At 60.6% G+C, this 23,887-nt stretch carries 23 protein-coding genes; 15 read left to right on the top strand and 8 right to left on the bottom strand.

From position 1 onward, the window contains the following. Positions 1–200 precede the first annotated feature (200 nt). Entirely contained in the window at positions 201–1,064 is an 864-nt protein-coding gene (locus GTP58_RS22125) for a glycosyltransferase (RefSeq protein WP_072789055.1), read from the top strand. Here the strand turns inward: GTP58_RS22125 and GTP58_RS22120 are convergent, their stop codons facing one another. Together GTP58_RS22120 and GTP58_RS22115 are read right to left on the bottom strand one after the other, a co-directional pair. Beyond that, on the bottom strand, positions 1,065–1,646 hold the full coding sequence (locus GTP58_RS22120) for a 2-hydroxychromene-2-carboxylate isomerase (protein WP_161079276.1): 582 nt from the start codon (positions 1,644–1,646) through the stop codon (positions 1,065–1,067). Between the two features lie 10 nt (positions 1,647–1,656). Continuing rightward, a complete protein-coding gene (locus tag GTP58_RS22115) occupies positions 1,657–2,463 on the bottom strand; it encodes a CmcJ/NvfI family oxidoreductase (protein WP_161079275.1) in 807 nt (268 codons plus the stop codon). A 107-nt stretch (positions 2,464–2,570) separates the two neighbouring features. Here GTP58_RS22115 and GTP58_RS22110 point away from each other — a divergent pair, with 107 nt between their 5' ends. From GTP58_RS22110 to GTP58_RS22100, 3 genes are read left to right on the top strand one after another with little or no spacing between them, the layout of a single operon-like run. Further along, positions 2,571–3,464 carry a LysR substrate-binding domain-containing protein gene (locus GTP58_RS22110; RefSeq protein ID WP_161079274.1) on the top strand — a complete coding sequence of 298 codons (894 nt, stop codon included), beginning with the start codon at positions 2,571–2,573 and terminating at the stop codon, positions 3,462–3,464. A gap of 45 nt (positions 3,465–3,509) precedes the next feature. Next, complete coding sequence (locus tag GTP58_RS22105; protein ID WP_161079273.1) at positions 3,510–3,965, top strand: hypothetical protein; 456 nt, start codon at positions 3,510–3,512, stop codon at positions 3,963–3,965. Next, a complete protein-coding gene (locus GTP58_RS22100; protein WP_373924766.1) occupies positions 3,962–4,858 on the top strand; it encodes a DUF2145 domain-containing protein in 897 nt (298 codons plus the stop codon). Before GTP58_RS22105 ends, GTP58_RS22100 begins: the two co-directional genes overlap by 4 nt. Here the strand turns inward: GTP58_RS22100 and GTP58_RS22095 are convergent. Beyond that, positions 4,855–5,493: an NAD(P)H-dependent oxidoreductase gene (locus GTP58_RS22095; protein ID WP_161079271.1), complete on the bottom strand. Its 639-nt coding sequence runs from the start codon at positions 5,491–5,493 to the stop codon at positions 4,855–4,857. The genes GTP58_RS22100 and GTP58_RS22095 overlap by 4 nt on opposite strands. Positions 5,494–5,591: 98 nt before the next feature. Between GTP58_RS22095 and GTP58_RS22090 the strand changes: the two genes are divergently transcribed. After that, a complete protein-coding gene (locus GTP58_RS22090) occupies positions 5,592–5,984 on the top strand; it encodes a MerR family transcriptional regulator (RefSeq protein WP_161079270.1) in 393 nt (130 codons plus the stop codon). Here the strand turns inward: GTP58_RS22090 and fmt are convergent. Beyond that, complete coding sequence (gene fmt / locus GTP58_RS22085; RefSeq protein ID WP_161079269.1) at positions 5,981–6,937, bottom strand: methionyl-tRNA formyltransferase; 957 nt, start codon at positions 6,935–6,937, stop codon at positions 5,981–5,983. The two genes, GTP58_RS22090 and fmt, sit on opposite strands and share 4 nt — an antisense overlap. A gap of 15 nt (positions 6,938–6,952) precedes the next feature. Next, positions 6,953–7,495, bottom strand: coding sequence for a peptide deformylase (gene def / locus GTP58_RS22080; protein ID WP_161079268.1), 543 nt, complete (start codon positions 7,493–7,495; stop codon positions 6,953–6,955). A 184-nt stretch (positions 7,496–7,679) separates the two neighbouring features. On the opposite strand from def, the gene GTP58_RS22075 reads away from it, so the two are divergent. The 6 genes from GTP58_RS22075 to GTP58_RS22050 all read left to right on the top strand — a co-directional run bounded on the left by GTP58_RS22075 (position 7,680) and on the right by GTP58_RS22050 (position 14,792). Continuing rightward, a complete protein-coding gene (locus GTP58_RS22075) occupies positions 7,680–8,780 on the top strand; it encodes a LysM peptidoglycan-binding domain-containing protein (RefSeq protein WP_161079267.1) in 1,101 nt (366 codons plus the stop codon). 8 nt (positions 8,781–8,788) lie between these two features. Further along, positions 8,789–9,907: a DNA-processing protein DprA gene (dprA, locus tag GTP58_RS22070; protein ID WP_161079266.1), complete on the top strand. Its 1,119-nt coding sequence runs from the start codon at positions 8,789–8,791 to the stop codon at positions 9,905–9,907. 43 nt (positions 9,908–9,950) lie between these two features. Beyond that, entirely contained in the window at positions 9,951–10,415 is a 465-nt protein-coding gene (locus GTP58_RS22065; protein WP_072789042.1) for a DUF494 family protein, read from the top strand. Positions 10,416–10,611: 196 nt separating this feature from the next. Next, the gene (locus GTP58_RS22060; RefSeq protein WP_161079265.1) at positions 10,612–13,257 is read left to right on the top strand and encodes a DNA topoisomerase III; all 2,646 of its coding nucleotides are present in this window, start codon (positions 10,612–10,614) and stop codon (positions 13,255–13,257) included. A gap of 171 nt (positions 13,258–13,428) precedes the next feature. After that, on the top strand, positions 13,429–13,749 hold the full coding sequence (locus tag GTP58_RS22055; RefSeq protein ID WP_161079264.1) for a metalloregulator ArsR/SmtB family transcription factor: 321 nt from the start codon (positions 13,429–13,431) through the stop codon (positions 13,747–13,749). Positions 13,750–13,775: 26 nt separating this feature from the next. Next, the gene (locus tag GTP58_RS22050) at positions 13,776–14,792 is read left to right on the top strand and encodes an acyl-CoA desaturase (protein WP_229215689.1); all 1,017 of its coding nucleotides are present in this window, start codon (positions 13,776–13,778) and stop codon (positions 14,790–14,792) included. Here the strand turns inward: GTP58_RS22050 and GTP58_RS22045 are convergent. Together GTP58_RS22045 and GTP58_RS22040 are read right to left on the bottom strand one after the other, a co-directional pair. Beyond that, a complete protein-coding gene (locus tag GTP58_RS22045; RefSeq protein ID WP_161079263.1) occupies positions 14,718–15,383 on the bottom strand; it encodes a hypothetical protein in 666 nt (221 codons plus the stop codon). The genes GTP58_RS22050 and GTP58_RS22045 overlap by 75 nt on opposite strands. Continuing rightward, positions 15,380–16,399 carry an NADP-dependent oxidoreductase gene (locus tag GTP58_RS22040; protein WP_161079262.1) on the bottom strand — a complete coding sequence of 340 codons (1,020 nt, stop codon included), beginning with the start codon at positions 16,397–16,399 and terminating at the stop codon, positions 15,380–15,382. The genes GTP58_RS22045 and GTP58_RS22040 overlap by 4 nt, the downstream gene beginning before the upstream one ends. Before the next feature lie 76 nt (positions 16,400–16,475). Here GTP58_RS22040 and GTP58_RS22035 point away from each other — a divergent pair, with 76 nt between their 5' ends. From GTP58_RS22035 to GTP58_RS22020, 4 genes are all read left to right on the top strand, one after another. Then, positions 16,476–17,378 (top strand): LysR family transcriptional regulator, encoded by a 903-nt coding sequence (locus tag GTP58_RS22035; protein ID WP_161079261.1) that lies wholly within the window; start codon positions 16,476–16,478, stop codon positions 17,376–17,378. Positions 17,379–17,482: 104 nt separating this feature from the next. Then, entirely contained in the window at positions 17,483–17,962 is a 480-nt protein-coding gene (locus GTP58_RS22030; protein ID WP_161079260.1) for a hypothetical protein, read from the top strand. A 116-nt stretch (positions 17,963–18,078) separates the two neighbouring features. After that, positions 18,079–18,570: a hypothetical protein gene (locus tag GTP58_RS22025; protein WP_161079259.1), complete on the top strand. Its 492-nt coding sequence runs from the start codon at positions 18,079–18,081 to the stop codon at positions 18,568–18,570. 137 nt (positions 18,571–18,707) lie between these two features. Next, positions 18,708–20,288, top strand: coding sequence for a methyl-accepting chemotaxis protein (locus tag GTP58_RS22020; protein WP_161079258.1), 1,581 nt, complete (start codon positions 18,708–18,710; stop codon positions 20,286–20,288). 11 nt (positions 20,289–20,299) lie between these two features. On the opposite strand, the gene GTP58_RS22015 is transcribed toward GTP58_RS22020, so the two are convergent. Then, the gene (locus tag GTP58_RS22015; protein ID WP_161079257.1) at positions 20,300–23,884 is read right to left on the bottom strand and encodes a M1 family aminopeptidase; all 3,585 of its coding nucleotides are present in this window, start codon (positions 23,882–23,884) and stop codon (positions 20,300–20,302) included. Positions 23,885–23,887: the final 3 nt, after the last annotated feature.

The raw sequence follows: 23,887 nt of genomic DNA, 5'->3' as shown, positions 1-23,887 counted from the left end.
AGCAGAGGGCGGTCTGAGATTATACGGCATAGCTGAATAAGCTTCAGCCAGGCGCGGCATTGCAGCAACAATCTGCTTCTTTGCCAGGATTTACACGACGCAGCATGGGAAACAAAGCCGATACGCACCGCAACACGCCGCAATGTCGCAGCAATGTTCGGCTTTGACAATGTGCTCACTGCCACTCATTGCGCGCCACCATGAAAATAACTGTCATTATCTCGGCGCATCGGAAGGGACGCGAACTGGAATGCGTGCTGACCGGGTACGCACAGCAAACCCGCCGGCCGGACCAGATCATCATTGCACAGGACGGCGTTGATCCATCGATCGGCGCCGCAATTAATGCGCTGCGCTTGCGCGGCGTGCCGTTGCCGCCGCTGCTGCACCAGATGCAGGAGCAGCACGGCTTTGGCAAATTCCGCGCGCTGAACCGGGCGATCCTGGCGGCCAGTGGCGAACTGCTGCTGTTCACCGATGGCGACTGCATTCCGCGCGATGATTTTGTCGAGCGCTATGTGCGGCTCATGCAGCCGGGGATGTTCCTGGCGGGCGGCAGTCATGTCAGCATTCCGGAGGCTTATCACGAGCGCCACGATCTGCTGGCGGCGATCGGCGACCAGCGCGTGTTCGACTATGCGTTTCTGAGTGCGATACCGGGCTTTCGCAAGAACGCCAACCGTCTTACGCGCAATCGCCGCCTGGCTCGGCTGATGGACTGGCTGACGCCGCGTAACGCCTTCAGTGGTTCCAACAGCTGCGCGTGGCGTGAGGATGTGCTGGCGGTGGGGGGCTTTGATGAAGCGATGGCGTATGGCGGCGGCGATCTGAATATCGGTCTGCGGCTGAATCACATCGGCATTCGCGGCGTGCGCGCACGCCACACGCTGGTCAGCCTGCACCTCGACCATGAGCGCAGTTACTACTGCGCTGAAAAAGAAAAAGCCAACCATGACTGGAACCGCCACGTGCGCCGCCACCGGCTGGTGCTGCCGCGCGTCTCGCAAATCCGCCAGATGGAAACCCCGCGCCTGTCCCTCGCGCAGCTGGTGCAGGTGCTGTAACTAGCGCGTCGCTTGAGCGAGAGCATCATCCAGGCGGTCGTTGCCCCAGTACATATCGGCGCCGGCGAAGAAGGTGGGGGCGCCGAAGATGTGGAGGGCGCAGGCTTCTTCAGTGCGGGCGCGAAGGCGGGCCTTGTTGTCGTCGGACTGGGCGGCATTCAGTAGCGCGTCGGCATCCAGCCCGATGCTGGTGAGGATGCCGGCGATGACAGTCTCATTGCCGATATCTTCATCGTGTTCAAAATTGGCCAGCATGGTGCGTGCGCAGAATTCGGCGATCCACGGTTGATGGTCACCGAGTAGCGCGACACGTGCCGCCAATATCGAGCGGCGCGGGAATTCGGATGGCTGGCGCCACGGCAGATCATACTTTGCACACTGGCGCGGCATGTCCATCCAGACGTAGTCGCCTTTGTCCTTCTGGAGCACGAACGGCGAGTTGTTCCAGCCCAGTTCCTTGAAAATCGGCCCGAGCAAAAATGGCTTCCAGTGCACGATGACTTCTTTTTGCCGCGCCAACCGCAACACGCTCAGGTAGCTGTAGTTGCTTGCAAAGTCGAACCAGCAGGTGATTTCGTTCATGGTCTACTCCTTACGCATAAACCAGCAGACAGCGGATCTCGATGCTAACACGCGGCGGCGCATCGGGCGGCGCCAGCGGATGTTCAAACGCTGCGTGTGGCGTGTAGCAGGCCGCTGCTGCGGAATCGAACTGCTTGAAGATCAATACCTCGTCACGCGTCATGGCCGGGAAGTAGGACCATGCGTGAGCGGGGTTGTGGAGTAGCTGATAAATTTCCCCGGTACGCTCGGGGTAAATGATGTCGCTTGCGACCAGGTCCTCTGGCGCGACGCTGCGGGCGTCGCACATCGCCAGCGGCGCATCCAGTACCGGGTGTAGAACGGAACGCCATAGATTGAAGATGGCGTAGCGCTGCACGTCCGCTGCGCGTGGGCCGAGTTCCAGCATCAGGCGGCGCTGTGCCGAGGCAGCGGTGAAGTCGCAATGCACGCGTCCCGCCGCACCGGGGCGCTGGCCCTGGACGCGGCCGAACGCTTGTGGCGTGCCGGGCTGGCGCTGGCGGACCAGGTGGTCAAATACAAACGCCTCGCTGGCGCCTGTGGCGGAGAGAGCGAGTTCCGCCACCTCCGGGTAGTAGCGGCGCGCGACTTCTTCCTTGTCAAAGAAATCGGCCACCGCGCTTGGCGCATGGCGCAGCGTGTAGCCTTCCTGGTCCAGCAGCGTGGCGGCGGTGCGCGCGTTGTGGATGGTGACGGGCTTGCGTGCGTAGTCAGCGTTGTCCGCAGGCTGGCCATCTGGGGCCGGATACATCCAGGTGTGTGGACGATGTGGCGTCGGGCAGAGGTATTCCAGCGAAGTGGCGAGGGCAGGTGTCATGGTGAGCTCCTTGGTTGATGTGCTTCATTGAATCGCATCGTCGCAGGCCGCTCAAACGGTATTCTGGATGCTTTCGCATTCGCTCCAGGCATGTGATACATTGGACCATGACCAAACGACTCCTTGACCTGCCGCCGCTGGATTTGTTGCGCAGCTTTGTCGCAGTCGGCCGCCGCATGAGTATCACGCTGGCGGCGCAGGACTTGTGCCTGACGCAATCTGCGCTGAGCCGTCAGGTGCAGGCGCTCGAGGCGACGCTTGGCTATCCGCTGCTGCTGCGCGGCTACCGTTCGATCGAGTTCACGGCGGAAGGCCGGCGCCTGTTCCGCAGTGCAGATTCCATGCTGGAGCAGATTGGTGAAGTGCTGGATACACTGCGGCCCGGCGAGACGCGCCAGCCAGTCACCGTCAGCGCCAGTATCGGTGTGACCGCCTTGTGGCTGCTGCCTCGCCTGAACGCGTTCCAGCAGGCCGCGCCGGATATCGATGTGCGTGTGGCGGCCAGCAACCGCTTTGCCGATCTTGAACGCGAACAGATCGACCTGGCCATCCGCTACTGCCGCGCGGAAGATGCGCCGGCAGGCGCGCTGCATTTGTTTGATGAAGCGCTGGTCGCTGTGGCGCATCCATCCCTGCAGGTCAGCGCGATCGAAACGCAGCTGCGCCAGCACACGCTGCTGGAGTTTGACGATGTTTCGCGTCCCTGGCTGCAATGGCCAGCGTGGCTGCATGCCGCTGGCGCCGGGCGTGCCAAGCCGCGCAGCGTGCTGCGGTTTAATCAGTATGACCAGGTAGTGCAGGCGGCACTGGCGGGGCAGGGTGTGGCGCTTGGCCGCGTGCCGCTGGTGCGGGATCTGCTGGCGCAACGCAGGCTGGTGCTGGCGAGCGCACAGCCGCCGTCTGAATGTGGTTATGCCTATTGGCTGCATGTGAATGCCGGCGCCAGTGCGGATGCCGTTGTTGTCCGCGATTGGATCATCGAACAAGCTGCCGCAATTTAAGGTTGAAGCGATATACTGCCCTCTTTAGACAGGAAGGACGTGCAGATGAATGTCACTTTAACCATGCGCCTGATCTGCGCCGCTGGCGCGCTGGCCTTTTCCATGAACAGCTATGCGGAGAGCGTTGCCTCTTCGGCATCCAGCGCTGGTTCCGCGTCCAGCGGCAGCGTGTCCGACTCGTTTGCCGGCTCCAGCAATAGTTCGAACAATCACAAGCGCGTGGCAGATGCGGACTATCGCATCATCCAGATCGCGGCAACCCCGGGCCGCGCTGACCGCACGCGCGTGACCATGCAGGCGGACGATCCCGAACAGCGCATCGTGCTCGATCTGCCGCAAGTCACGTTCGACAAGCAGCAGCTGGCGGTTGGCGATGCGATGTATGCACATAACCGTGTCTACGGCATCGAGTTTGGCCGCACGGATAACCGTCAGCCGTTCTACCTGGTGCTGGTGGATGAATGGTATGGCGAACTTGCTTCGCGTCCGCTGAGCCTTTGAAACTGTTACGGTCACTGGCGCTGGGCCTGTGTTTGGCCACCGGCGTCGCCCATGCTTCGTCCGCGCGTTTCTGCGACCGTACGCATGAACTGACCGCTGCCGAACAGGATCGCCTGCTGCGCTTTGCCGCCGTGCTGCGCGAGGAACTGGCGGGCAGCGAGGAAAGCGTGGCGCTGGTCAGCCGCTCCGGCCTTGATCTGTCGCGCTTCAACATCCGCTATTCACATGCCGCGCTGGCTTGGCGTTCGGAAGAGGGAATCTGGTCTGCGCGCCAGCTGTACTACGCTTGCGACGAGGGCCGGCCGCGCATTTATGATCAGGGCCTGGCCGGCTTTGCGATGGGCACGGACGACCCCGCACTGGGCTACCTGAGCATCGTACGCCTGCCGCCGCAAGCCGTGCTGGCGCTCAAGCCCGCGCTGCTGGATACGCCGCGCGCCTTGCATCTGCTGGCCGCGCAGTACAGCGCGAATGCCTACGCCTACGGCCTGCGCTACCAGAACTGCAATCAATGGCTGATCGAAATGATGGCTGCCGGTTGGGGCGATCTGCAAGATGGTGAGGATGTGCGCGAACGCGCGCAGCGCTGGCTGCGCAATGAACACTACACGCCGGAGCCGGTGGAGGTAGGATCGCGCTGGTGGATGCTGGCCTCGTACTTTGTGCCGCTGGTGCATCTGGACGATCACCCGGACGAGGACCGTGAAGCGCTACGGCTGCATATCAGCCTGCCCACCACGATTGAACACTTCGTGCGCGTCCGCTTTCCGCAAAGTGAACGCGTTGAGCTATGCCACGATGATAAACAGGTCGTCATCCATCGTGGCTGGACGCCGGTCGCCGAAGGCTGCAAGCCTGCGGACGGCGACCGCGTCGTCTCGTTGACCGATTAAACCAGTTCGGTCACAAACTTGTCGCGTGGACGGCGTACCTTTTTCAGGTTCACCAGCCAGTCGCCATCTGCCTGGCGATGGCCCAGTGGCAGGATCACCACGCTGCGCAGGTTGCGTTCCCTGAGCGACAGGATCTGATCCACTGCTGCTGGATCGAAGCCTTCCATCGGCGTTGCATCCACGCCTTCAAAGGCGGCGGCCACCAGTGCCGTGCCCAGTGCGATATAAGCCTGGCGTGCAGCGGCGTCGAAGTTGGCCTGGTCGCCGCGTGCAGCGACGATGCCCAGCAGCTGTTTGCGGTAAGCTTCCCAGCCTTCGTTGATGAAACCGCGCACTTCGTTGGTCAGGTCGAACATCATGTTCACGCGCTCTGGCGTGATGTTGTCCCAGGCCGCGAAGACCAGCAGGTGCGACGCTTCGGTGATCTGCGACTGGTTCCAGCCCACTTCACGGATCTTCGCGCGCAGGTCCGGGTTCTTCACCACGAACACTTCAAACGGCTGCAGGCCGCTGGAGGTAGGCGCCAGACGCGCCGCTTCGATGATGCGCTCGACCACCGCTTCATCCAGCTTCTTGGCCGGGTCGAATTTTTTGGTGGCATAGCGCCAGTTCAGTTTATCGATCACTTGAGTCATATGCTTACTCCATTTTGTAATAAGACCCTGTGCCAGGCAGGCCAGGGAGGACGGACCTATAATAAAGTTTCAAGTCAACTTGAGAGTCAAGAGATTACATGAAAATAGGCGAACTTTCGCGGAAGGCTGGCATTGCCACCTCCGCTATCCGTTATTACGAGGAGCAGGGCCTGCTGGCGCCGACATCGCGCACGCCATCCGGCTATCGCGAGTACGCCGACAATGCGCCGGAGCGCCTGCAACTGATACAGACGGCCAAGAAGCTGGGCTTTTCGCTGGAGGTGATACGCGACCTGCTGGATTTGAACGGCAAGTGCTCGATCGAGAAGACCATGCGGCAGACCAGCATCTTGCTACAGGAGGTGGAGCAGCAGCAGGCCGCGCTGGCCAGGCAGCATGCGTCGCTGCTGGCACTGCGCACGGTGCTGATTGATCACGGCGCAGTCCACCCGGTGGAAGGCGTCTGCGCCGAACACTTCACCTTGAATTAAGCGAAGCTCAGGCCTTCCAGCGGAAAGCCTTTAATGAACTCGGCGGCAGGCAGACGCTTGCCACCTGGTTTTTGCAGTTCGGTCAGGCGCAGCGAACCGGTGCCGCAAGCGACCACGATGCCATGCTGCGCATCGGCTGCAAGCACGGTACCCGCCGGCGATTTGCTGCCGCCATCCAGGACCTCTGCACCCCACAGTTTGATGACGGTGCCATTCACCGAGCCATGCGCGCCAGGGAAGGGATTGAAGGCGCGGATCTTGCGGCTGATGTCCACGGCCGATTGCGTGAAGTCCAGCGTGGCTTCTTCCTTGCTGATCTTGGCGGCGTAGTTGACGCCTTCTTCGGGCTGCACCACGGCTTCCAGCTGCTGGTGCTGCATCTTGTTGAGCGCTTCGACGATCATCTTGCCGCCCAATGCGGCCAGCTTGTCGTGCAGGCTGCCGGTGGTATCGCTGTCGTCGATGGCGATGCGTTCGATGAGCAGCATCGGGCCGGTGTCCAGGCCTTCTTCCATTTCCATGATGGTGATGCCGGTCTCGCTGTCGCCCGCCTCGATCGCGCGATGAATCGGCGCGGCGCCGCGCCAGCGCGGCAGCAGCGAACCGTGGATGTTGATGCACGGTTTGATGTCCAGCGTGCTGCGCGGCAGGATCAGGCCATAGGCTGCCACCACCATCACATCGTAGGGCGTGGACAGCAGGCGCTGATGCGCGGCCTTGGCTTCTTCCGCGCGCTGCGGATCCTTGCTGTCGGTGCGCAGCGACAGCGGCTGCAGCACTTCAATACCATGCTTGACCGCGTACTGCTTGACGGCAGACGGCTGCAACTGCATACCGCGGCCGGCCGGGCGATCAGGCTGGGTCAGGACCAGCGGGATCTCAAAGCCTGCCTCGTGCAGCGACTGCAAGGCGACGGCGGCAAATTCGGGCGTACCGGCGAAAATGACTTTCATGGCCTGGGTCATCGATTAAAAACGGCGGCCTTGGGCGCGCAACTGGGCTTCACGCTGCATGCCGCGTTCTTCCTTTTGCAGCTTGGCCTTGATGCGGTTGCGCTTGAGCGGCGACAGGTACTCGACAAAGACTTTGCCTAGCAGGTGATCCATCTCGTGCTGGATGCAGACCGCCAGCAGGCCGTCGGCGTCCACTTCAAACGGCTGGCCCTTGACGTCGTAGGCGCGCACCTTGACTTTGGATGGGCGCTCAACGCCATCGTAGATGCCCGGCACTGACAGGCAGCCTTCGTCGTAGACCTGCTTGTCGTCGCTGCTCCACAGGATCTCCGGATTGATGTAGGCGACCAGCGCGCTCTTGTCTTCGGTGATGTCGATGACCACCACTTGCTCGTGTACGTCCACCTGGGAAGCGGCCAGGCCGATGCCGGGCGCGTCGTACATGGTTTCGGCCATGTCGGCCACCAGTTTTTCCAGACGCTCGTCAAAGACAGTGACCGGTACGGCCACTTTGTGCAGACGTGGATCGGGGTAACGCAGAATATTTAGAATAGCCATGATAACGAAGTGAAAACTATGTGAATGCCTTGCTAATGCCTGGGTTAATGCCGGATAACCACGCCGTTTTGTGGTGCGCGGTTTCGCTTGCTAGTTCAGGGTTTTATGGGCAGAATTTGATTCAAATTGGCAAGCTTTACTGCTCAGCTGCCGTGTGCTTGCGGCGCACTTACTGGACCTATTAATGAAAAATTTTAGCACAGTCGGTACCCGCTTAGCACTGGCCGCCCTTTTTGCCGTCGCCTCGGCCGCCTCGGCGGCGCCCCTCAGCTGCGAGTTTCGTGCCGATGCGCCGGACAGCCACACGGTCGTCAAAGGCGATACCCTGTGGGATATTTCCGCGACTTTCCTGCTAAAACCATGGTGCTGGCCCACTGTGTGGGGCATGAATCGTGAAGAAATTGCCAATCCCCATTGGATCTATCCGGGCCAGATCATCTGGTTTGACCGTGCGGCAGGCCGCCTGCGGTTGGGCAATCGGCTTGATGCTGATGGCGGCGTCGGCTCGCTCAGCAATGACCGCCTGCAGCCACGCACCCGTACTCAGGGCTTGGGCAAGGATGCCGTGCCCTCCATTCCAGCCGGTGTGATCGAACCGTTCCTGACCCAGCCGCTGATTATTGAAGATGACGAGTTGAAAGGAGCGCCGCGCATCGTGGCCACGCAGGAAGGGCGCGTCTTCCTCGGTAAGGGCGACAAGGCCTATGTGCGCGGCGAGCTCAAGGACAACAGTTCGTTCCAGGTGTTCCGCCCCGGTGCGCCGTTGAAAGATCCGGTTACCAAACAAATCATTGGCTACGAGGCGTTTTATCTGGGCACGCTGAAATTGCAGGCGGAAGCCAGGCCGGGCGCCAGCGATGTGCACACTTTTACGGTGGCGACCGCCAATCAGGAAATGGGCAAGGGCGACCAGTTGCGCGCCGTGCCGCCGACGCCGATGCAAAACTACGTGCCGCATCCGCCGGAGCAGCAGGTGGCGGCGCACGTGGTGGCGGTCTACGGCGGCGTGACCCACGCGGGCCAGAATCAGATTGTCAGCATTAATCGCGGAAAGCTTGATGGGCTCGATATTGGCGCGGTTTTGCAGCTGTACCATGCGGGAAGAACTGTAAGCGATTCCACGGCCAAGAAAGGCTGGTTCGGGCGTGAGCAGCAGGTCAGGCTGCCGGATGAAGAAGTGGGCAGCCTGTTTATCTTCCGCACGTTCAAGCATATTTCCTACGGCTTGATCATGCAGGTGACAGCGCCGGTGGAAGTGGGCGACGTTGCCAAGTCGCCGGAGTAAGCCCTACCGTGCAAGCCACGGACACCCCAAACGAAGTGAGCAGGCCGGTGCTGGCGGACTGGCTGCGTCTGCAACAGACCGGCAGCATCGGCCTGTTGACAGCGCATCGCCTGCTGGAATGCTTCAAGACGCCAAGCGCCATCTTTGCGGCTAGCCGCGCGCAGTTGCTGGCCCTCGTCAAACCGGGTCAGGCCGACGCCATCCTGGGACCGCGCGCCGCCGTGCCCGAGGCATGGCTGGATACCATGCAGGCCTGGCAGCAGCAGCCCGGCAACCGCCTGCTGCTATGGGGCGACCCCGGCTACCCTGAATACCTGAGCAACATCGTTGCCGCGCCGCTGCTGCTGTACGTGAAGGGCCGTGCAGAGTTGTTGCTGGCGCGCTCGGTGGCAGTGGTCGGTTCGCGCAACGCCAGCCGCCAGGGCGTGGCAAACGCCGAACAGCTGGCGCAAAGCCTGTCCGAGGCGGGGGTGACGGTGGTGTCCGGGCTGGCGCTGGGCATTGACGCGGCCGCCCACACGGGCGGCCTGAACGGCCCTGGCAGCACCATTGCCGTGCTGGGCACGGGCGCTGACCGTATCTATCCCGCGCGCAATAGCGGATTGGCGCGCCGGATCGCCGAAGAGGGCTGTTTAATTAGTGAGTGTCCTTTGGGCACCGCGCCCAGCAAGGATACTTTCCCGCGCCGCAACCGCATCATCAGCGGCCTGTCGCGCGGCGTGCTGGTGGTGGAAGCGGCGCAGAAGTCCGGCTCGCTCATCACCGCGCGGCTGGCCGCCGGGCAAGGCCGCGATGTGTACGCCGTGCCGGGATCAATTCATGCGACACTGTCCAAAGGCTGTCACCAGCTGATACGCGAGGGCGCCAAACTGGTGGAAACTGCTGCGGATGTATTGCAAGCTTTGCAAATGGAAACGGACGGCGCGGCGGGCGGCAGGGCGGGATTCGATGACAGTTTTGTCGACCGCGTGCTGGAGGCCGTCGGCTCAGACCCGGTACAGGCCGAAGTGCTGGCGCTGCATCTGGGACAATCCGCTGCCGAGCTGCAAGGACAGTTGCTGGCGCTGGAGCTGGCAGGTCTGCTGGAACGCTTGCCAGGCGGCATGTTCCAGCGCCTACGGACCTGAACAGCACTTGTATCCAATCTGTTTTAACTGATAGAGTAGAGCCATGTTCGACGTCCTTGTTTATCTCTACGAGACTTATTACCGTCCCGATGCCTGTCCGGAACCGGCTGCATTGGCCAAGAAGCTTTCGGCCGTCGGTTTTGACGACGTCGAGATCTCCGAGGCCCTGGTGTGGCTGACTGACCTGACGGCCATGGCCGGTGTGGAACATTCGCTCACGGCAACCTCGACCGGTACCCGCTTCTATGTTGAAGAGGAAGTGGATGCGCTGGGGCCGGCCGCCATCGGCTTCATCCAGTTCCTGGAATCCGCCAAGGTATTGTCTCCATTGCAACGCGAAATCGTGGTGGAGCGCGCGCTGGCGCTGGACGAAATGCCGGTGTCGCTGGGCAAGCTCAAGGTCATCGTGCTGATGTTGCTCTGGAGCCAGGGCAAAGAGCCGGATGCCCTGATGTTCGACGATCTGTTTGGCTCGGACGAAGACCAGGCGCCGCGCCTGTTGCATTAAGTCCAAAAACTTCCCTGTGCGCAATAAAAGCACGCCATAATCGGCGTCGCGTCTCAGTGCGCTTGCAGTGCTGCCGGCAATCCGCTTATTATTGGCGCTTTGACAAGACTGTGACAGAAACGTGCAGATTGCTGCGCTATGCATGTATCATGCGCATGCTGTCCCTCCAAAGTGTTACAAACGAGATATTAAAAATATGAGCAAAACCCTCATCATCGCCGAGAAGCCTTCTGTCGCGAACGATATCGCGAAGACGCTTGGCGGCTTTACCAAGCACGATGAGTACTTCGAATCCGACGAGTACGTGTTGTCCTCCGCCGTCGGTCACCTGCTGGAAATCGCCGTCCCGGAAGAACATGACGTCAAGCGCGGCAAATGGAGCTTTGCGCACCTGCCGATGATTCCGCCGTACTTTGCGCTGAATCCGATAGCCAAGACCGAAGCCCGCCTCAAGGTGCTCAACAAGCTGATCAAGCGTAAAGACGTGACCACCCTGATTAACGCATGTGACGCGGGCCGCGAAGGAGAACTGATCTTCCGCCTGATCGCGCAGAACGCCAAGGCCAAGCAGCCGGTCAAGCGTCTGTGGCTGCAGTCGATGACGCCGACCGCGATCCGCGACGGCTTCTCGCATCTGCGCACCGACGACGAGATGATGCCGCTGGCCGACGCCGCGCGCTGCCGCTCGGAAGCGGACTGGCTGATCGGCATTAACGGTACCCGCGCCATGACCGCCTTCAACTCGAAAGAGGGCGGCTTCTACCTGACCACCGTGGGCCGCGTGCAGACGCCAACGCTGTCGATCGTGGTCGAGCGTGAAGAGAAAATCAAGAAATTCGTCTCGCGTGACTTCTGGGAAGTGCGCGCGGAATTCGTCTGCGCCGCCGGCGTCTACGAAGGCCGCTGGCTGGACACCAAGTTCAAGAAGGACGAGAACGATCCCGAGAAACGCGCCGAACGCCTGTGGAGCAAGGCTGCGGCCGACTCCATCGCGGTGGCAGTGCGCGGCAAGCAGGGTAACGTTACCGAAGAATCCAAGCCGACCACCTCGATGGCGCCTGGCCTGTTCGACCTGACCAGCCTGCAGCGTGAGGCCAACTCGCGCTTCGGCTTCTCGGCAAAAAATACCCTGGGCCTGGCGCAGGCGCTGTACGAAAAGCACAAGGTGCTGACCTACCCGCGTACCGATTCGCGCCACCTGCCGGAAGACTATCTGGACACCGTCAAGCAGACGCTGGACTCGGTGAAAGAGAACAATAACTATCACCAGTTCGCCAAGCAGATTCTGGACAAAGGCTGGGTCAAGCCGAACAAGCGCATCTTCGACAACACCAAGATCTCGGATCACTTTGCGATCATTCCAACGCCGATCGCACCGAAGAATTTGTCCGAGCCTGAGCAAAAACTGTACGACCTGGTGACGCGCCGCTTCATGGCCGTGTTCTTCCCGGTGGCGGAATTCCAGGTCACCACGCGCTACACCGAAGTGTCGGGCCACACCTTCAAGACTGAAGGCAAGGTCATGACCAATCCGGGCTGGCTGGCGATCTACGGCAAGGAAGCGGACGGCGACGACAAAGAGAAAGAAGGCAGCAACAAGAGCCTGGTGCCGGTGGCCAAAGGCGAGAAAGTCCTGACCGACAAGGTCGACGCCAATGGCCTGGTCACCAAGCCGCCTGCACGCTACACCGAGGCAACGCTGCTGTCCGCCATGGAAGGCGCCGGCAAGCTGGTGGAAGACGACGAACTGCGCGACGCCATGGCCGGCAAGGGCCTGGGTACGCCAGCCACGCGCGCCGCCACGATTGAAGGTCTGATCTCCGAGAAGTATCTGCTGCGCGAAGGCCGCGAGCTGATGCCGACCGCCAAAGCATTCCAGCTCATGACGCTGCTGCGTGGCCTGGGCGTCAACGAGCTGACCGCGCCAGAGCTGACCGGCGAGTGGGAATACAAGCTGTCGCAAATGGAGAAGGGCAAAATTTCGCGTGATGAATTCATGCGTGAGATTGCGCAGATGACCCAGGTGATCGTCAAGCGCGCCAAGGAATACGACAACGACACGATTCCGGGCGAGTACCACACGCTGGTGGCGCCATGCCCGAACTGCGGTAGCGTGGTGAAGGAAAACTATCGCCGCTTTGCCTGCACCAAGTGCGAATTCTCGATGAGCAAAACGCCGGGTGGCCGCCAGTTTGAAATCGACGAAGTGGAACAGCTGCTGCGCGACCGTACCATCGGCCCGCTGCAAGGCTTCCGCTCCAAGATGGGCCGTCCGTTCGCGGCCATCCTGCGCATCGTGAAAGATGAAGAGATCAAGAACTTCAAGCTGGAGTTCGACTTCGGCCAGAACGATGACTCGGAAGATTCGGAACCCGTGGACTTCACCGGCCAGACCCCGCTGGGTCTGTGCCCGAAGTGCAATGGTGGCGTCTACGAAATGGGCCTGGCCTATGTGTGCGAACATAGCGTCGCCAAACCGAAGACCTGCGACTTCCGCAGCGGCCGCATCATCCTGCAGCAGGAGATTCTGCCGGAGCAGATGGCCAAGCTGCTCAACGACGGCAAGACCGATCTGCTGCCAGGCTTTGTTTCGCAGCGCACGCGCCGTCCGTTCAAGGCCTTCCTGGTGAAGGGCAAGGACGGCAAGATCAGCTTCGAGTTTGAAGAGCGCAAAGCCAAGGCGCCGGCCAAAGGCAAAGCTGCCGCAGCGACCGAAGAGGGTGCAGCGGAAGAGAAAAAAGCTGTGGTGAAAAAAGCCCCGGTCAAAAAAGCTGCAGCCGTCAAAAAGCCGGCAGCGAAAAAACCGGCAGCCAAGAAAGCCGTTGCTAAAAAAGCGGCTTAAAGAAACGGGACACGCAAGTGTCCCGTTTTTTTTATGACGAGGACGATTCAATCTGAGATCACCACAATGGTGGCCGATGTCATCGTCAATCCCGCCAACTTCCAATAAAACCATTTGACTTACGCGCAGAAGAGGATTTAAATATTAACTTATTCGTTAATACTTAAATTCATGGAACTAGATCGCGTATTCGAGGCGCTGGCATCCAGGCCCAGGCGACAGATATTGGCGTATTTGTCGGAAGTGGCGTTATCGACCTCCGAGCTTGCCGAGCGTTTTGACATGAGCGCTCCAGCCATTTCGCGCCATTTGTCGATATTGGAAAATGCCGGCCTGGTGACCAGCGAGCGCAAAGGGCAGTTCGTGCTTTATCAACTGAACGCCGATAGCCTGGTCAATACACTGACCGGCTACGCGCTGGAAGTCTGCCCCACTGGGCGGCCGTTGAAACGCGAATCCAAAGCGCTGAGCAAGAAAAAGAAGGCCGTCTAACCCGTCTATCCTCAAGGAGGTGCAGCATGTCGTTCTCACACTATGACCAGCATCGGGTCAAAGCGGCTACCGCTGCAGATGTTCTTGTGGGCGAGGTGCGATACGCACCACTGAAGTCCCTGTGGTTTCTTGGCATGGCATTCAGCGCGCTGGCAGGTGGCGTGATGACGTTTAGCTGGTCCGCATTCGCACTCTTCCTGAGCGCCACTGCGGTGGTGCTGTTGTTCGGCCATTCGCTTGGCAGCCACCGCAAGCTGATACATAACAGTTTTCAGTGTCCACGATGGCTGGAGTATGTGCTGGTATATCTGGGCGTCCAGGTTGGCCTGGCGGGGCCGCTAGGTTTGCTGCGCCAGCATGAGCTGCGCGATTATGCCCAGCGCCTATCGACATGTCACGACTATCTGCGTCATGGCCGCGCATTCTGGATTGACGCATGGTGGCAGCTCAACTGCGAACTGCATTTGCAGAACCAACCCGACATCCATATCGAACCCCGCATCGCGAATGACCGCTTCTACCGGTTTCTGGAGCGGACCTGGATGCTCCAGCAATTACCGCTTGCCTTGTTGTTCTACTGGTGGGGCGGCTGGGGTTTTGTGTTTTTCGGCACCTGCGCGAGGGTGACCGCAGGCGTTTTCGGTCATTGGCTGATCGGCTATTTCGCCCACAATCATGGCGTGATGCAGTATGAGGTAAATGGCGCGGCAGTACAGGGCCGCAACATCCGGCTCGTGTCGCTGCTGACGATGGGCGAATGCTGGCATAACAACCACCATGCGTTCCCGGGTTCCGCGCGTCTGGGAATGGCGATGGATGAATGGGACCCGGGATGGTGGGCCTTATGCCTGCTGCGCTCCGCAGGACTGGTTTGGGGGCTGCGGCTGCCTGCCGACCTGCCGGAGCGTCCGGAGCTCAAAACGCTGCATGCAGTCCGGGGCAATTTCTGCATACGATGCCATATCCGCTTATTTCAGATCATCGGTGTAAAAATAGATCGTGCCGCCAATGGCGTCACCGCGGGTGTGGAGGGCGACGGCTAGTTCAGCAGGACTTGGCTGGCGCAGCGCCTGTTTGATCAACGTGACCGGCTCTGCCGAGGTGCCGGGCGTCGCGCGGTAAGCGACGATGTGGTCGTAGTCAGGCCGGCTGTCGATTTGTTTGACCAGATAGCGCTGCACGCCGCTGCCGATCTGCATGTAATTCGCGGTGCTGCTGGCGCTGGCCTCCGGCGAGAGCTTGCGGAACATGAGGATCTTGTCGACCACGATAGTGGAGGCGGCATACTGGGTCTTGCCGCCTTGCTCAAAATGGCCGAGCACCAGGTCCGCGTTGAACCGTTTCAGCGGCCTGGCCGCTTGTGGCGCCAGGCGCGAGAGCTCGAATTTTTCTGGCGCGATGGTCCATAAGGCCGTCTTGCCATCGAGGCGCTGGCGTAGCGCGGCATCGGTGGCCGGATCGGCGACATGCACTTGCAGCACCACCTGATAATCGTGCGGCGCATGGAACATCGGCAGATGCGAGGCGTACAGGCCATCCTTGCCTCCGAAGAGCGCCATGCCATGTTCGCCGTAGGTGACGTCTGCCGCTGCTGCGCTACCGGCCAGCAGCATCAAAGCGGCGAAGGTTTTCATGCGCGCACCAGCAGCTTGCCGCGGTGGTCGCCGGTGAACAGCGAATTCAGTGCGGTGGGCAGTTGTTCAAAGCCGTCGATCACGGTTTCTTCAAAGACGATGTCGCCCGCCTTCACCCACGGCCCGACGATGCGGATCATTTCATCCATGCGGTGCAGGTAGTCGCGCGCCAGCATGCCCTGTATCGTGGCGCGCTGGTACAGCATGTGGTGCAGCAGGCGCGGCCCCAGTTCTGGTGTCTCAAGACCGCCGCTGTATTGGCTGATCTGGCCGCAGATCACAATGCGCGCGCGGCGGTTGATCAGCGGGATGACCGCATCCGTCACCATGCCGCCAACGTTGTCGAAGTAGACGTCGACACCGCCCGTCAGACGTTTGATCTCTGCGCCCAGTGTATCGGCATCGCGGTAGGCTTTGTAGTCGATGGCCCAGTCAGCGCCCAGCGTATCGCGTACCCAGTCGCATTTGGCTGCGCCGCCAGCGATGCCCAGCACGCGCGCACCATGGCGCTTGGCGAACTGCACGACCAGCGAACCCACTGCACCGGCAGCGCCGGAGACCACCACCACTTCGCCCGCGTGCGGCTTGCCGGATTCCGTCAAGCCGAACCATGCGGTGCGGCCTGGCATGCCCAGCACACCAAGCGCGGTGGTCACTGGCGCGGCATCGGGATCGATGCGCTTCACGGCGCTGGCGTGAATCCGCGCGTGCGTTTGCCAACCCGTGTAGCTCTGCACCCAATCGCCTTCCTTCAAGCCGGCGGCATTGGACGCCAATACCTGCGCGACTACGGCACCCTGCTGCACGGTGTTCAGCGGATGCGCTTCGGCGTCGTAGGTCGGCTTGCTCGACTGGCCAATCCGCATATAGGGATCGACGCTGAAGTAGCGTGCCGCGATGAGCACCTCGCCATCGGACAGTTTGCTGTCGAGCGTCTGCTCGACGAGTTCATAGTGTTCGGTCGTGATCTGGCCCGTCGGCTGGCGGCGGTAGATCCATTGTGTGGTCGTAATCATAGTGCTGGAATGGTAAGATGATGTCTGCGTCCAGTAAAGCAACTTAAATTCACTCTTTGTGTCCCATCAGGAAACCATGAACCTCAGCGATTTACGCGTTTTCGTCAGTGCCGCGCGCCGCCCGTCGCTGGGGGCGGCGGCGCAGGAGCTGCATCTGACGCCGTCCGCAGTGTCGAAGGCGCTCAAGCGGCTGGAAGAGGCACTGGGCAAGCCGCTGTTCGACCGCAGCAGCAAACAGCTGGTGCTCAACGACAGTGGCCAGCTCATGCTGATCCGCGCGCAGACCTTGCTGGCGCTGGCCGACCAGGCCAAGGCCGACCTTATGGGCGAGCAGGCCGCGATCGACAGCCGCATCGCCGGCCCGGCGATTCTGCTGTGGCGTCATGGCGAAATGCTGTCGCAGGCATTGAGCGCCTACCCGCAAGCGAGCCTGCGTCTGCAAGCCATGTTCGAAGACGAAGCGCTGGCCGCACTGGCGCGTGGCGACATCAACGCCGCCATCGTCACCAGCGATGTGATCGAGGGACGTGGCGAGCACTGGTCGGACGAGTGGGAAGTGACGCCACTGGGCAGCATCACACTGCATCTGATGGCGGGTACACACCATCCGCTGGTCAAGGCGCGCAAGCTCAAGGCGAAAACTGCCGAAGTGTTGAAACACGATTTTGCCTGCCCATCGCGGTCGCTGTTCTGTGGCATGCAGCGCGGCGCGCGCTCCGATGGCTGGCGTGACGACCAGCTGCCGCGCAAGATCCGCTACTGGACTGACGACCTGCAACTACTGCTCAGCCTGGTGAAAGCAGGGCAGGCACTGGCCTACCTGCCGGACTTTGCGCTGGCCGATACGGCGCTACGCCGCATCCACGTCACCGACTGCGCGTTCGAGTGCGTCGAACAGGTGGCGCTGGTGTGGAACCGCGCGCAAGCCAGTGCCTGGCAACGCGACTTGGCGGCAGCGTTGGCCAGATACAACTCGTAACTTTTCTTACGGAAATGTGGTCGTCTCTGCTAGAGGCCGCCGCGTTGAATGCACAAGACGCTGATGAACAGCGGTCTGCAAACCTCAAGAAAAGGAACACAGTCATGAAAACCAAAACCCTGATGATGACCGGCCTGCTTTCGATGATCAGCGCTGCAGCGTTTGCGCAAAATCCAGTGGCCCAGGTCCACCAAGACAACACGCAGATACGCCAGGACAGCAAACAGATCCATCAGGACAACCGCGAGATCAAGCACGACAATGCCGTGATCGCCGTGAAGAAAAATGAAGTCGCCGCCGGCCAACAGCAACTGCAAGCCGAACGTCAGCAGCGCACCACGCTGGCCCGCGCCGAGCAAGCCGACGTGAAAAAAGGCGACCTCGCCGGCGCCCAGCAGCTGGACCAGGCACGCCGCGGCGAGCAGCAGGTAATCAGACAGCAGAAGCAGGAAATCAAGCATGACGAAAAAGTCATTGCCCATCGCCAGGCTGATAAACAGGAAACCAAAATAGCGCGCCACGAAGAAAAAGTGCAGCGCCACGAAGACAAGGTCAAGCGCGACCACGACGCCGCCAAGATCTAAGCCCAATCCGGGGTCAGGTCCGTCATTTCTACACTGGCTCATGTAGAAATGACGGACCTGACCCCGGATTTTTTGCGCTTGCGCATGCTGCTGCCAGCTACTATATTGAAGGCATCATGACTGTCTCGCTCAACACTGTGACTTCCAATGCGGCTTATCAGCCGTATGTGCCTACTGCCGCGCCTGCGGCAGCGACGGCGGCTGCGGAGTTGTCGTCGCAGGCGGTGACGCTGTCGGCGCAATCGGCCGTGGTGGCGTCGCTGGGCGGCTCGACCGGGGCGACGGTGTATTCGCCTGCCGGTCTGTTGAATACTTTGCAGCAGGCGGGCCAGACCGAGGAAACGATTGCTACGCCGAAAGAGGGCAGCAATGTGGATACGTCCAATACGGCGCAACTGGCACAGGATCAGAACATTCTCTCTTCGCTGGCGGAAAGTGCGACATCCTCGGGGGTGTATACGGGCACCGGCGCGATTAGCACGACACTGTCCGAACAGGCCGCGAGCAACTGGGCCGAGCTGCTGAAAACCAATCCCAGCCTGGCCGGCACGGTCATCTCCAGTTCCTACGATATGGGCATCGTCAACTTGTTGTCCGTCACAGCCTAGTCACACGCCAGCATTAAATTAGTTGCTGTGCTAAACTAGTGATTCTGTAGGGCAACTCACTTCTTCTGCCCGAGTCGTAGTTTCAATAGTAGTAACGCTTCTTTATTTCCAATATTGCCTTCGCGGGCGCATTCATCATGAAAAATTTGAAAATTGGCACGCGCCTTGCGGCGGGCTTTGGTTTGGTATTGGCGTTGATGATTTTGATGACGGTGATCGGTATCAGTCACATGCAGTCGGTCGCCACTGCCACGCGCGACATGATGCAGCAGCCGCTGGCCAAGGAACGCATGATTGCGGACTGGTATCGTTTGATTCATACGAGCGTGCGCCGTACGTCAGCCATCTCGAAGAGTTCCGATCCGTCGCTGGGGCCGTTCTTTGCGGAGGAGACGGCATCGTCCACCGCTGAGGTGAATGGCCTGCAGAAGAATGTGGAGCCGTTGCTGGAAAGCGAGGCGGAAAAAGCCCTGTTCACCGACATGATGGCCAACCGCAAACGTTACCTGGCTTCGCGCGACGCGATTGTCGCGCTGAAGAAGGACGGCAAGTTCGAGGAAGCGGCGGAGGTGCTGGACAAGCGTTTCACGCCGGACGGCAAGGCCTACCTGGGCTCGCTGAGCGGCTTGCTGGATTTGCAGCGCAAGAGCATCGATGCCAACGCGGCGCGCATTGAAGACCTGTATGAACGCAGCCGTACCTTCATGATCGTGCTGGGCCTGGTGGTGCTGGCGCTGGGCGTGGTGTGTGCATGGCGTCTCACGCGTGGCATTACGATACCGCTGGGCGTGGCGGTGGAAGTCGCCGAGGCCGTGGCGCGCAAGGACCTCACCAGCCATATCGAAGTCAACAGCACGGATGAAACGGGCCGCCTGCTGGACGCTTTGCAAAAAATGAATGCTGGCCTGATTGGCATTGTGACCGAAGTGCGCAACGGTACGGAAAGCATCTCGACTGCATCCAGCGAGATCGCGGCCGGTAATCTGGACCTGTCCGGCCGTACCGAAGAGCAGGCGTCCAGCCTGGAAGAGACGGCCTCCTCGATGGAGGAACTGACCTCGACCGTGAAGCAGAATGCCGACAACGCGCGCCAGGCCAATCAGCTGGCGGTGAAAGCGTCGGAAGTCGCGCAGCGTGGCGGTGGCGTGGTGTCGGAAGTGGTGAATACCATGGAAGCCATCAATGGTTCGTCGCGCAAGATTGCCGACATCATCAGCGTGATTGACGGCATCGCTTTCCAGACCAATATCCTGGCGCTCAACGCTGCGGTGGAAGCGGCACGTGCGGGCGAGCAGGGCCGTGGCTTTGCGGTGGTGGCGTCCGAGGTGCGCAATCTGGCGCAGCGTAGCGCTGCCGCTGCCAAAGAGATCAAGGGCCTCATCGACGACTCGCTGGACAAGGTCAATGCGGGCAGCATGCTGGTCACGCAAGCGGGTACCACGATGACGGAGGTGGTGGACAGCATCCAGCGCGTGACCGACATCATGGGTGAAATCACTTCGGCTTCGCTGGAGCAGAGCAGCGGCATCGAGCAGGTCAACCAGGCCATCGGCCAGATGGACCAGGTGACGCAGCAGAACGCCGCGCTGGTGGAAGAAGCTGCCGCAGCAGCAGCCTCGCTGCACGATCAGGCCGATGCACTGACCGCCATTGTCGCCGTCTTCAAACTGCACCCGGCACCCGCCCAAGGCAAACAGCGCCTGCAGCTCGCCGCCTGAACACGGCGGGTTTACTGGGTTTGTAGTTCGACGTTAATCATATTGTCGTCGGGCTTGCGGTCGATGAGCTTGTTGTCGGGGTCGATGCCCGCTTTCGCTGGCCGGCCGCTGACGATCACGGTGTAGTTGCTGTCTTTCTTGTCGATGAGCTTGCGTTCACGCAGCAGGCTGTTGCCGTCTTTGTCGTCGACGCCAATGTCGATCCAGTCCCGCATCGGCACGTCTTTTTCTTCGCCCTGTTCGCCGGCACGCACCTTGGCGGCGCTGACGGTGAAGCTGACTTCGTATTTGCCGTCGTTGAGCTTGCGCGCGGTCGCCAGTGTGGCGTGATTCTCGTACAGCACGATGTGGTTGAACAGGTCGTCGATGAGGTAGGCCTGGTCGGCCGGCGTGACCTTGCGCAGCGCGTCCACCAGCACGTTCACGCTCGGATAAGGACCGGACTGGTGACCATACTGGACCAGCATGGCTTTGAGCGCGCCGTTGACTTTGTCTTCGCCGATGATGTCTTGTAACTGGTACATCGCCAGGCTGCCCTTGCGGTACTGGATGTAGTTCTGGTTTTCGTTTTCCGCCAGCGGCAGTTCTTTCTTGCGCTCCAGCGCGCGGCCTACCAGGTACATGTCCAGATCGTAGTGCAGGAAGCGGCGCATTTTGCCGGCGCCAAAATTCTTTTTCATCACCATCAACGCGGAGTACTCGGCCAGCGTTTCGCTCAGCACGGTGCTGCCGCGCGTGTTGCCGCCCACCAGCTGATGACCCCACCACTGGTGCGCCACTTCATGCGCGGTGATGTAAAACGGGTAGTCGATGTCTTTGGGATTCTTGTCGTTGACCTTGGCGATAAAGCCGATCGCTTCCGAATACGGGATGGTGTTCGGATACGACTGGGCAAACTGCGCGTAGCGCGGGAACTCGACAATGCGTACCAGTTTGTGCTGGTACGGGCCGAAGTTTTTGCTGTAGTAGTCCAGCGATTCCTTGATGCCTTTGTCCATGCGGTCCAGGTTGTATTCATGGCCCGGATGGTAGTACAGCTCGATGCCGACGTCCTGCCACCAGTCGCGCTTGACCAGGTAGTGCGCCGACTGGAAGGCGTACATATTCAGCATTGGCTGGTCCATCTTGTAGTGGAAGTAGCGGCGGCCTTTGCTGGTCCAGTCCTTGACCAGCATGCCTGGCGCAATCGCGGTCTGGTTGGCGCTGGTGCCGACGGTGGCGTCGAAGGTGATCCAGTCGGCGTCGCTGCTGGCGAAGTTGTTGGCCAGGCCGGCCGGATCGTCACGCGGCAGCATGCGCTCGCGCGCCGGCAGTTGGTGTTTCTTGCGGTCGCGGGCGTCGTTGAGTTCCGCTTCCTGCAGGTAGCCGATGTGCGGCATGAAGCTGTTGTTGAAGAAGGTGCCATTGGCGATCACCGGCGTATCGCGGCCCATGCCCAGGATGCCTTGCGGTGTATAGCTGACTTCGAATTCCATGGCCAGCTGGGCGCCCGGCGCCAGCGGCGTGGTCAGCTTGTAGGTGTAGAAGCCCAGCGCGCTGTCCTGCAGGCCATTGCGGACCTGCTGGCCGAAGCGCACATGGTATTGGGCCACGGTGTTGTCTTGCGTGACGATGATGTCGGTAACGGCTTGCTTGCCCTTGTTCTGCAAGGTGTAGCTGCCTTTGACGATCAGCGTGCGCTGTTCCGGCCAGATGTCGACATTCAGTTTGACATCGGTAATGCGCGGCTGCGGCAGCACGGCGTATTGCTTGTACTTGCGTTCGTAGCTGGCTTTTTCTTCTTCCTTGTCGTAGGCCGATTTGTAGCAGTCGGCCACGTGCTGGTTGTAGAACAGTACGGCGCCGGCGCCGGCAAAAATCAGCACGCCGGCGGCAATCGTGGCCAGCACCGGCATGGTCAGCGCATGGCGTGCCAGTTGCAGGCGCTGGCGCCAGCCGTCGTTGGTGCCGCGTGCCCAGAACAGCAGCGACAGCACAGTCAGCAGCAGCGCCGCGCCGCCCCAGTAGGCTTCGTACCAGCGTTCGCGGATCAGGTAGTGGCCGTAGCCGTTCATGGCCGAGTAAATGATGGTGGGCGTATTGCCATACACCAGCATCGGATTGTCCAGTCCGGTGGTACCGGCGGTCAGGCTGACGATGTAGAAAATAATCATCGCAAAGTAGGCGATGTAGCGCTGGTTGATCATCACCTGCATGGCGATCGACAACACGGCGATCAGTACGTAGTAGGGCATGTGCACCAGGAACAGCTGGTGCAGGTACAGGCCGGGCTCGAGCAGGAAGTAACCTTTGAAAATCTGGATCGCCATGCCGGTCAGCATGATGACCAGCATGAGCAGCGCCTGCAGGCCGATCAGCGCAAACAGCTTGGACAGCAGCGGCAGCCAGCTGGGAATCGGCAGTGCGTCCAGCATCTGCCCCATGCGCGCCTCGCGTTCGCGCCACACCAGCTCGCCAGCGTAGAAGGTGGTAATCACCATCATGAACAGCGCGAAGGTTTCGGTGACGATGTCCAGCACCTGGTAGGTAACCGGATAGGTATTGGTGCCAAACATCGAGCCCATGTCGAGCGAGGCGGCAAACATCATGAGCACGCCGGCCAGCACGATTACGAGGAAGTAGATGTTCTTGGTGGTTTCACGCAGGTTGAGCCAGCTGGATTTGAGCAGCAGCCAGGCCAGGCTGCGCGACTGGAAGTCTGGCGCTTCCTGGGTGTTGGTCGAGACCTGCGACAGGTGTTGCGGAATTTCGCCTTCGCCGGTGCTGGTGCGCTTGCCGTGGCCGCTGTCGCTGGTGGCGATGAAGTGGAAGCGCCAGTAGCCGACCAGCAGGCCGACCAGTGCGGCCGAGCCCCAGATCACGCGGTTCAGCAGGTACACGCCTTCCGGCCACACCATGCGCGTATTGCGCTCGATGATGGGCCAGTATTCGGTCAGGCGGATCACGGCGGTGGTGCCGAACGGGTCGATCAGCGCGGCAAAGGTTTTGTAGTCGAGGTCGCGCGCCAGGCCCGGCGCCACCATGTAGCCGATCAGCATGACCACGCTGGAGATGTAGACCGGCAGCATGCGCCGCGTCAGCGCGGCAATGATGAAGAAGACGGCGCCAAAGATGAAGATATTGGGCAGAATGACAATCAGGTAGGGGATCACGTAGGCGATCGCATCGGCATGCGCCAGCCGTTCCGGATCGATGCCGGGCACAAAGCTGCCCAGCCACGCGCCGAGCAGGATGCTGGTGAAGATCACGGCCAGCGTGAAGTAGGCGCCGAGGAAGCGGCCGAACATGTACTGGTGCTTTTTGATCGGCGCGCTGAAGAAGAAGTGCTGCATGTCGTACTCGAAGTCCTGCTGGACTGAGCGCCCCATCATGGCGGCAATCACGATCACGCCAAGCGAGCCGAGGAAGCTGGTGGTGAACATCAGCGACCGCGGCGAGTCGATGAGCTGGCTGCCGAAGGTGACGGAAGCGCCTTTGAAGAAGCCGCCAGCGGCAGCCATCCACAGCATTGTGAGGGCCAGGAAACCCAGGAAGTAGACCCAGGTCGACATCAGCTTGAGGCGCTGGCGCGCTTCAAAGAAGGCGATGGCAAACATGAT

Origin of the sequence: Duganella sp. CY15W (genome assembly GCF_009857555.1) — a bacterium.
Lineage (GTDB): Bacteria > Pseudomonadota > Gammaproteobacteria > Burkholderiales > Burkholderiaceae_D > Rugamonas > Rugamonas sacchari.
Note: the sequence above shows the minus strand (reverse complement) of the source record. Positions and strands in the feature narration are given on the sequence as shown.

Coding starts and splice junctions, on each gene's coding strand:
- GTP58_RS22125 (WP_072789055.1), top strand. CDS start 201: ATGAAAATAACTGTCATTATCTCGGCGCATCGGAAGGGACGCGAACTG.
- GTP58_RS22120 (WP_161079276.1), bottom strand. CDS start 1,646: ATGAACGAAATCACCTGCTGGTTCGACTTTGCAAGCAACTACAGCTAC.
- GTP58_RS22115 (WP_161079275.1), bottom strand. CDS start 2,463: ATGACACCTGCCCTCGCCACTTCGCTGGAATACCTCTGCCCGACGCCA.
- GTP58_RS22110 (WP_161079274.1), top strand. CDS start 2,571: ATGACCAAACGACTCCTTGACCTGCCGCCGCTGGATTTGTTGCGCAGC.
- GTP58_RS22105 (WP_161079273.1), top strand. CDS start 3,510: ATGAATGTCACTTTAACCATGCGCCTGATCTGCGCCGCTGGCGCGCTG.
- GTP58_RS22095 (WP_161079271.1), bottom strand. CDS start 5,493: ATGACTCAAGTGATCGATAAACTGAACTGGCGCTATGCCACCAAAAAA.
- GTP58_RS22090 (WP_161079270.1), top strand. CDS start 5,592: ATGAAAATAGGCGAACTTTCGCGGAAGGCTGGCATTGCCACCTCCGCT.
- fmt (WP_161079269.1), bottom strand. CDS start 6,937: ATGAAAGTCATTTTCGCCGGTACGCCCGAATTTGCCGCCGTCGCCTTG.
- def (WP_161079268.1), bottom strand. CDS start 7,495: ATGGCTATTCTAAATATTCTGCGTTACCCCGATCCACGTCTGCACAAA.
- GTP58_RS22075 (WP_161079267.1), top strand. CDS start 7,680: ATGAAAAATTTTAGCACAGTCGGTACCCGCTTAGCACTGGCCGCCCTT.
- GTP58_RS22065 (WP_072789042.1), top strand. CDS start 9,951: ATGTTCGACGTCCTTGTTTATCTCTACGAGACTTATTACCGTCCCGAT.
- GTP58_RS22060 (WP_161079265.1), top strand. CDS start 10,612: ATGAGCAAAACCCTCATCATCGCCGAGAAGCCTTCTGTCGCGAACGAT.
- GTP58_RS22055 (WP_161079264.1), top strand. CDS start 13,429: ATGGAACTAGATCGCGTATTCGAGGCGCTGGCATCCAGGCCCAGGCGA.
- GTP58_RS22050 (WP_229215689.1), top strand. CDS start 13,776: ATGTCGTTCTCACACTATGACCAGCATCGGGTCAAAGCGGCTACCGCT.
- GTP58_RS22045 (WP_161079263.1), bottom strand. CDS start 15,383: ATGAAAACCTTCGCCGCTTTGATGCTGCTGGCCGGTAGCGCAGCAGCG.
- GTP58_RS22040 (WP_161079262.1), bottom strand. CDS start 16,399: ATGATTACGACCACACAATGGATCTACCGCCGCCAGCCGACGGGCCAG.
- GTP58_RS22035 (WP_161079261.1), top strand. CDS start 16,476: ATGAACCTCAGCGATTTACGCGTTTTCGTCAGTGCCGCGCGCCGCCCG.
- GTP58_RS22030 (WP_161079260.1), top strand. CDS start 17,483: ATGAAAACCAAAACCCTGATGATGACCGGCCTGCTTTCGATGATCAGC.
- GTP58_RS22025 (WP_161079259.1), top strand. CDS start 18,079: ATGACTGTCTCGCTCAACACTGTGACTTCCAATGCGGCTTATCAGCCG.
- GTP58_RS22020 (WP_161079258.1), top strand. CDS start 18,708: ATGAAAAATTTGAAAATTGGCACGCGCCTTGCGGCGGGCTTTGGTTTG.
- GTP58_RS22015 (WP_161079257.1), bottom strand. CDS start 23,884: ATGTTTGCCATCGCCTTCTTTGAAGCGCGCCAGCGCCTCAAGCTGATG.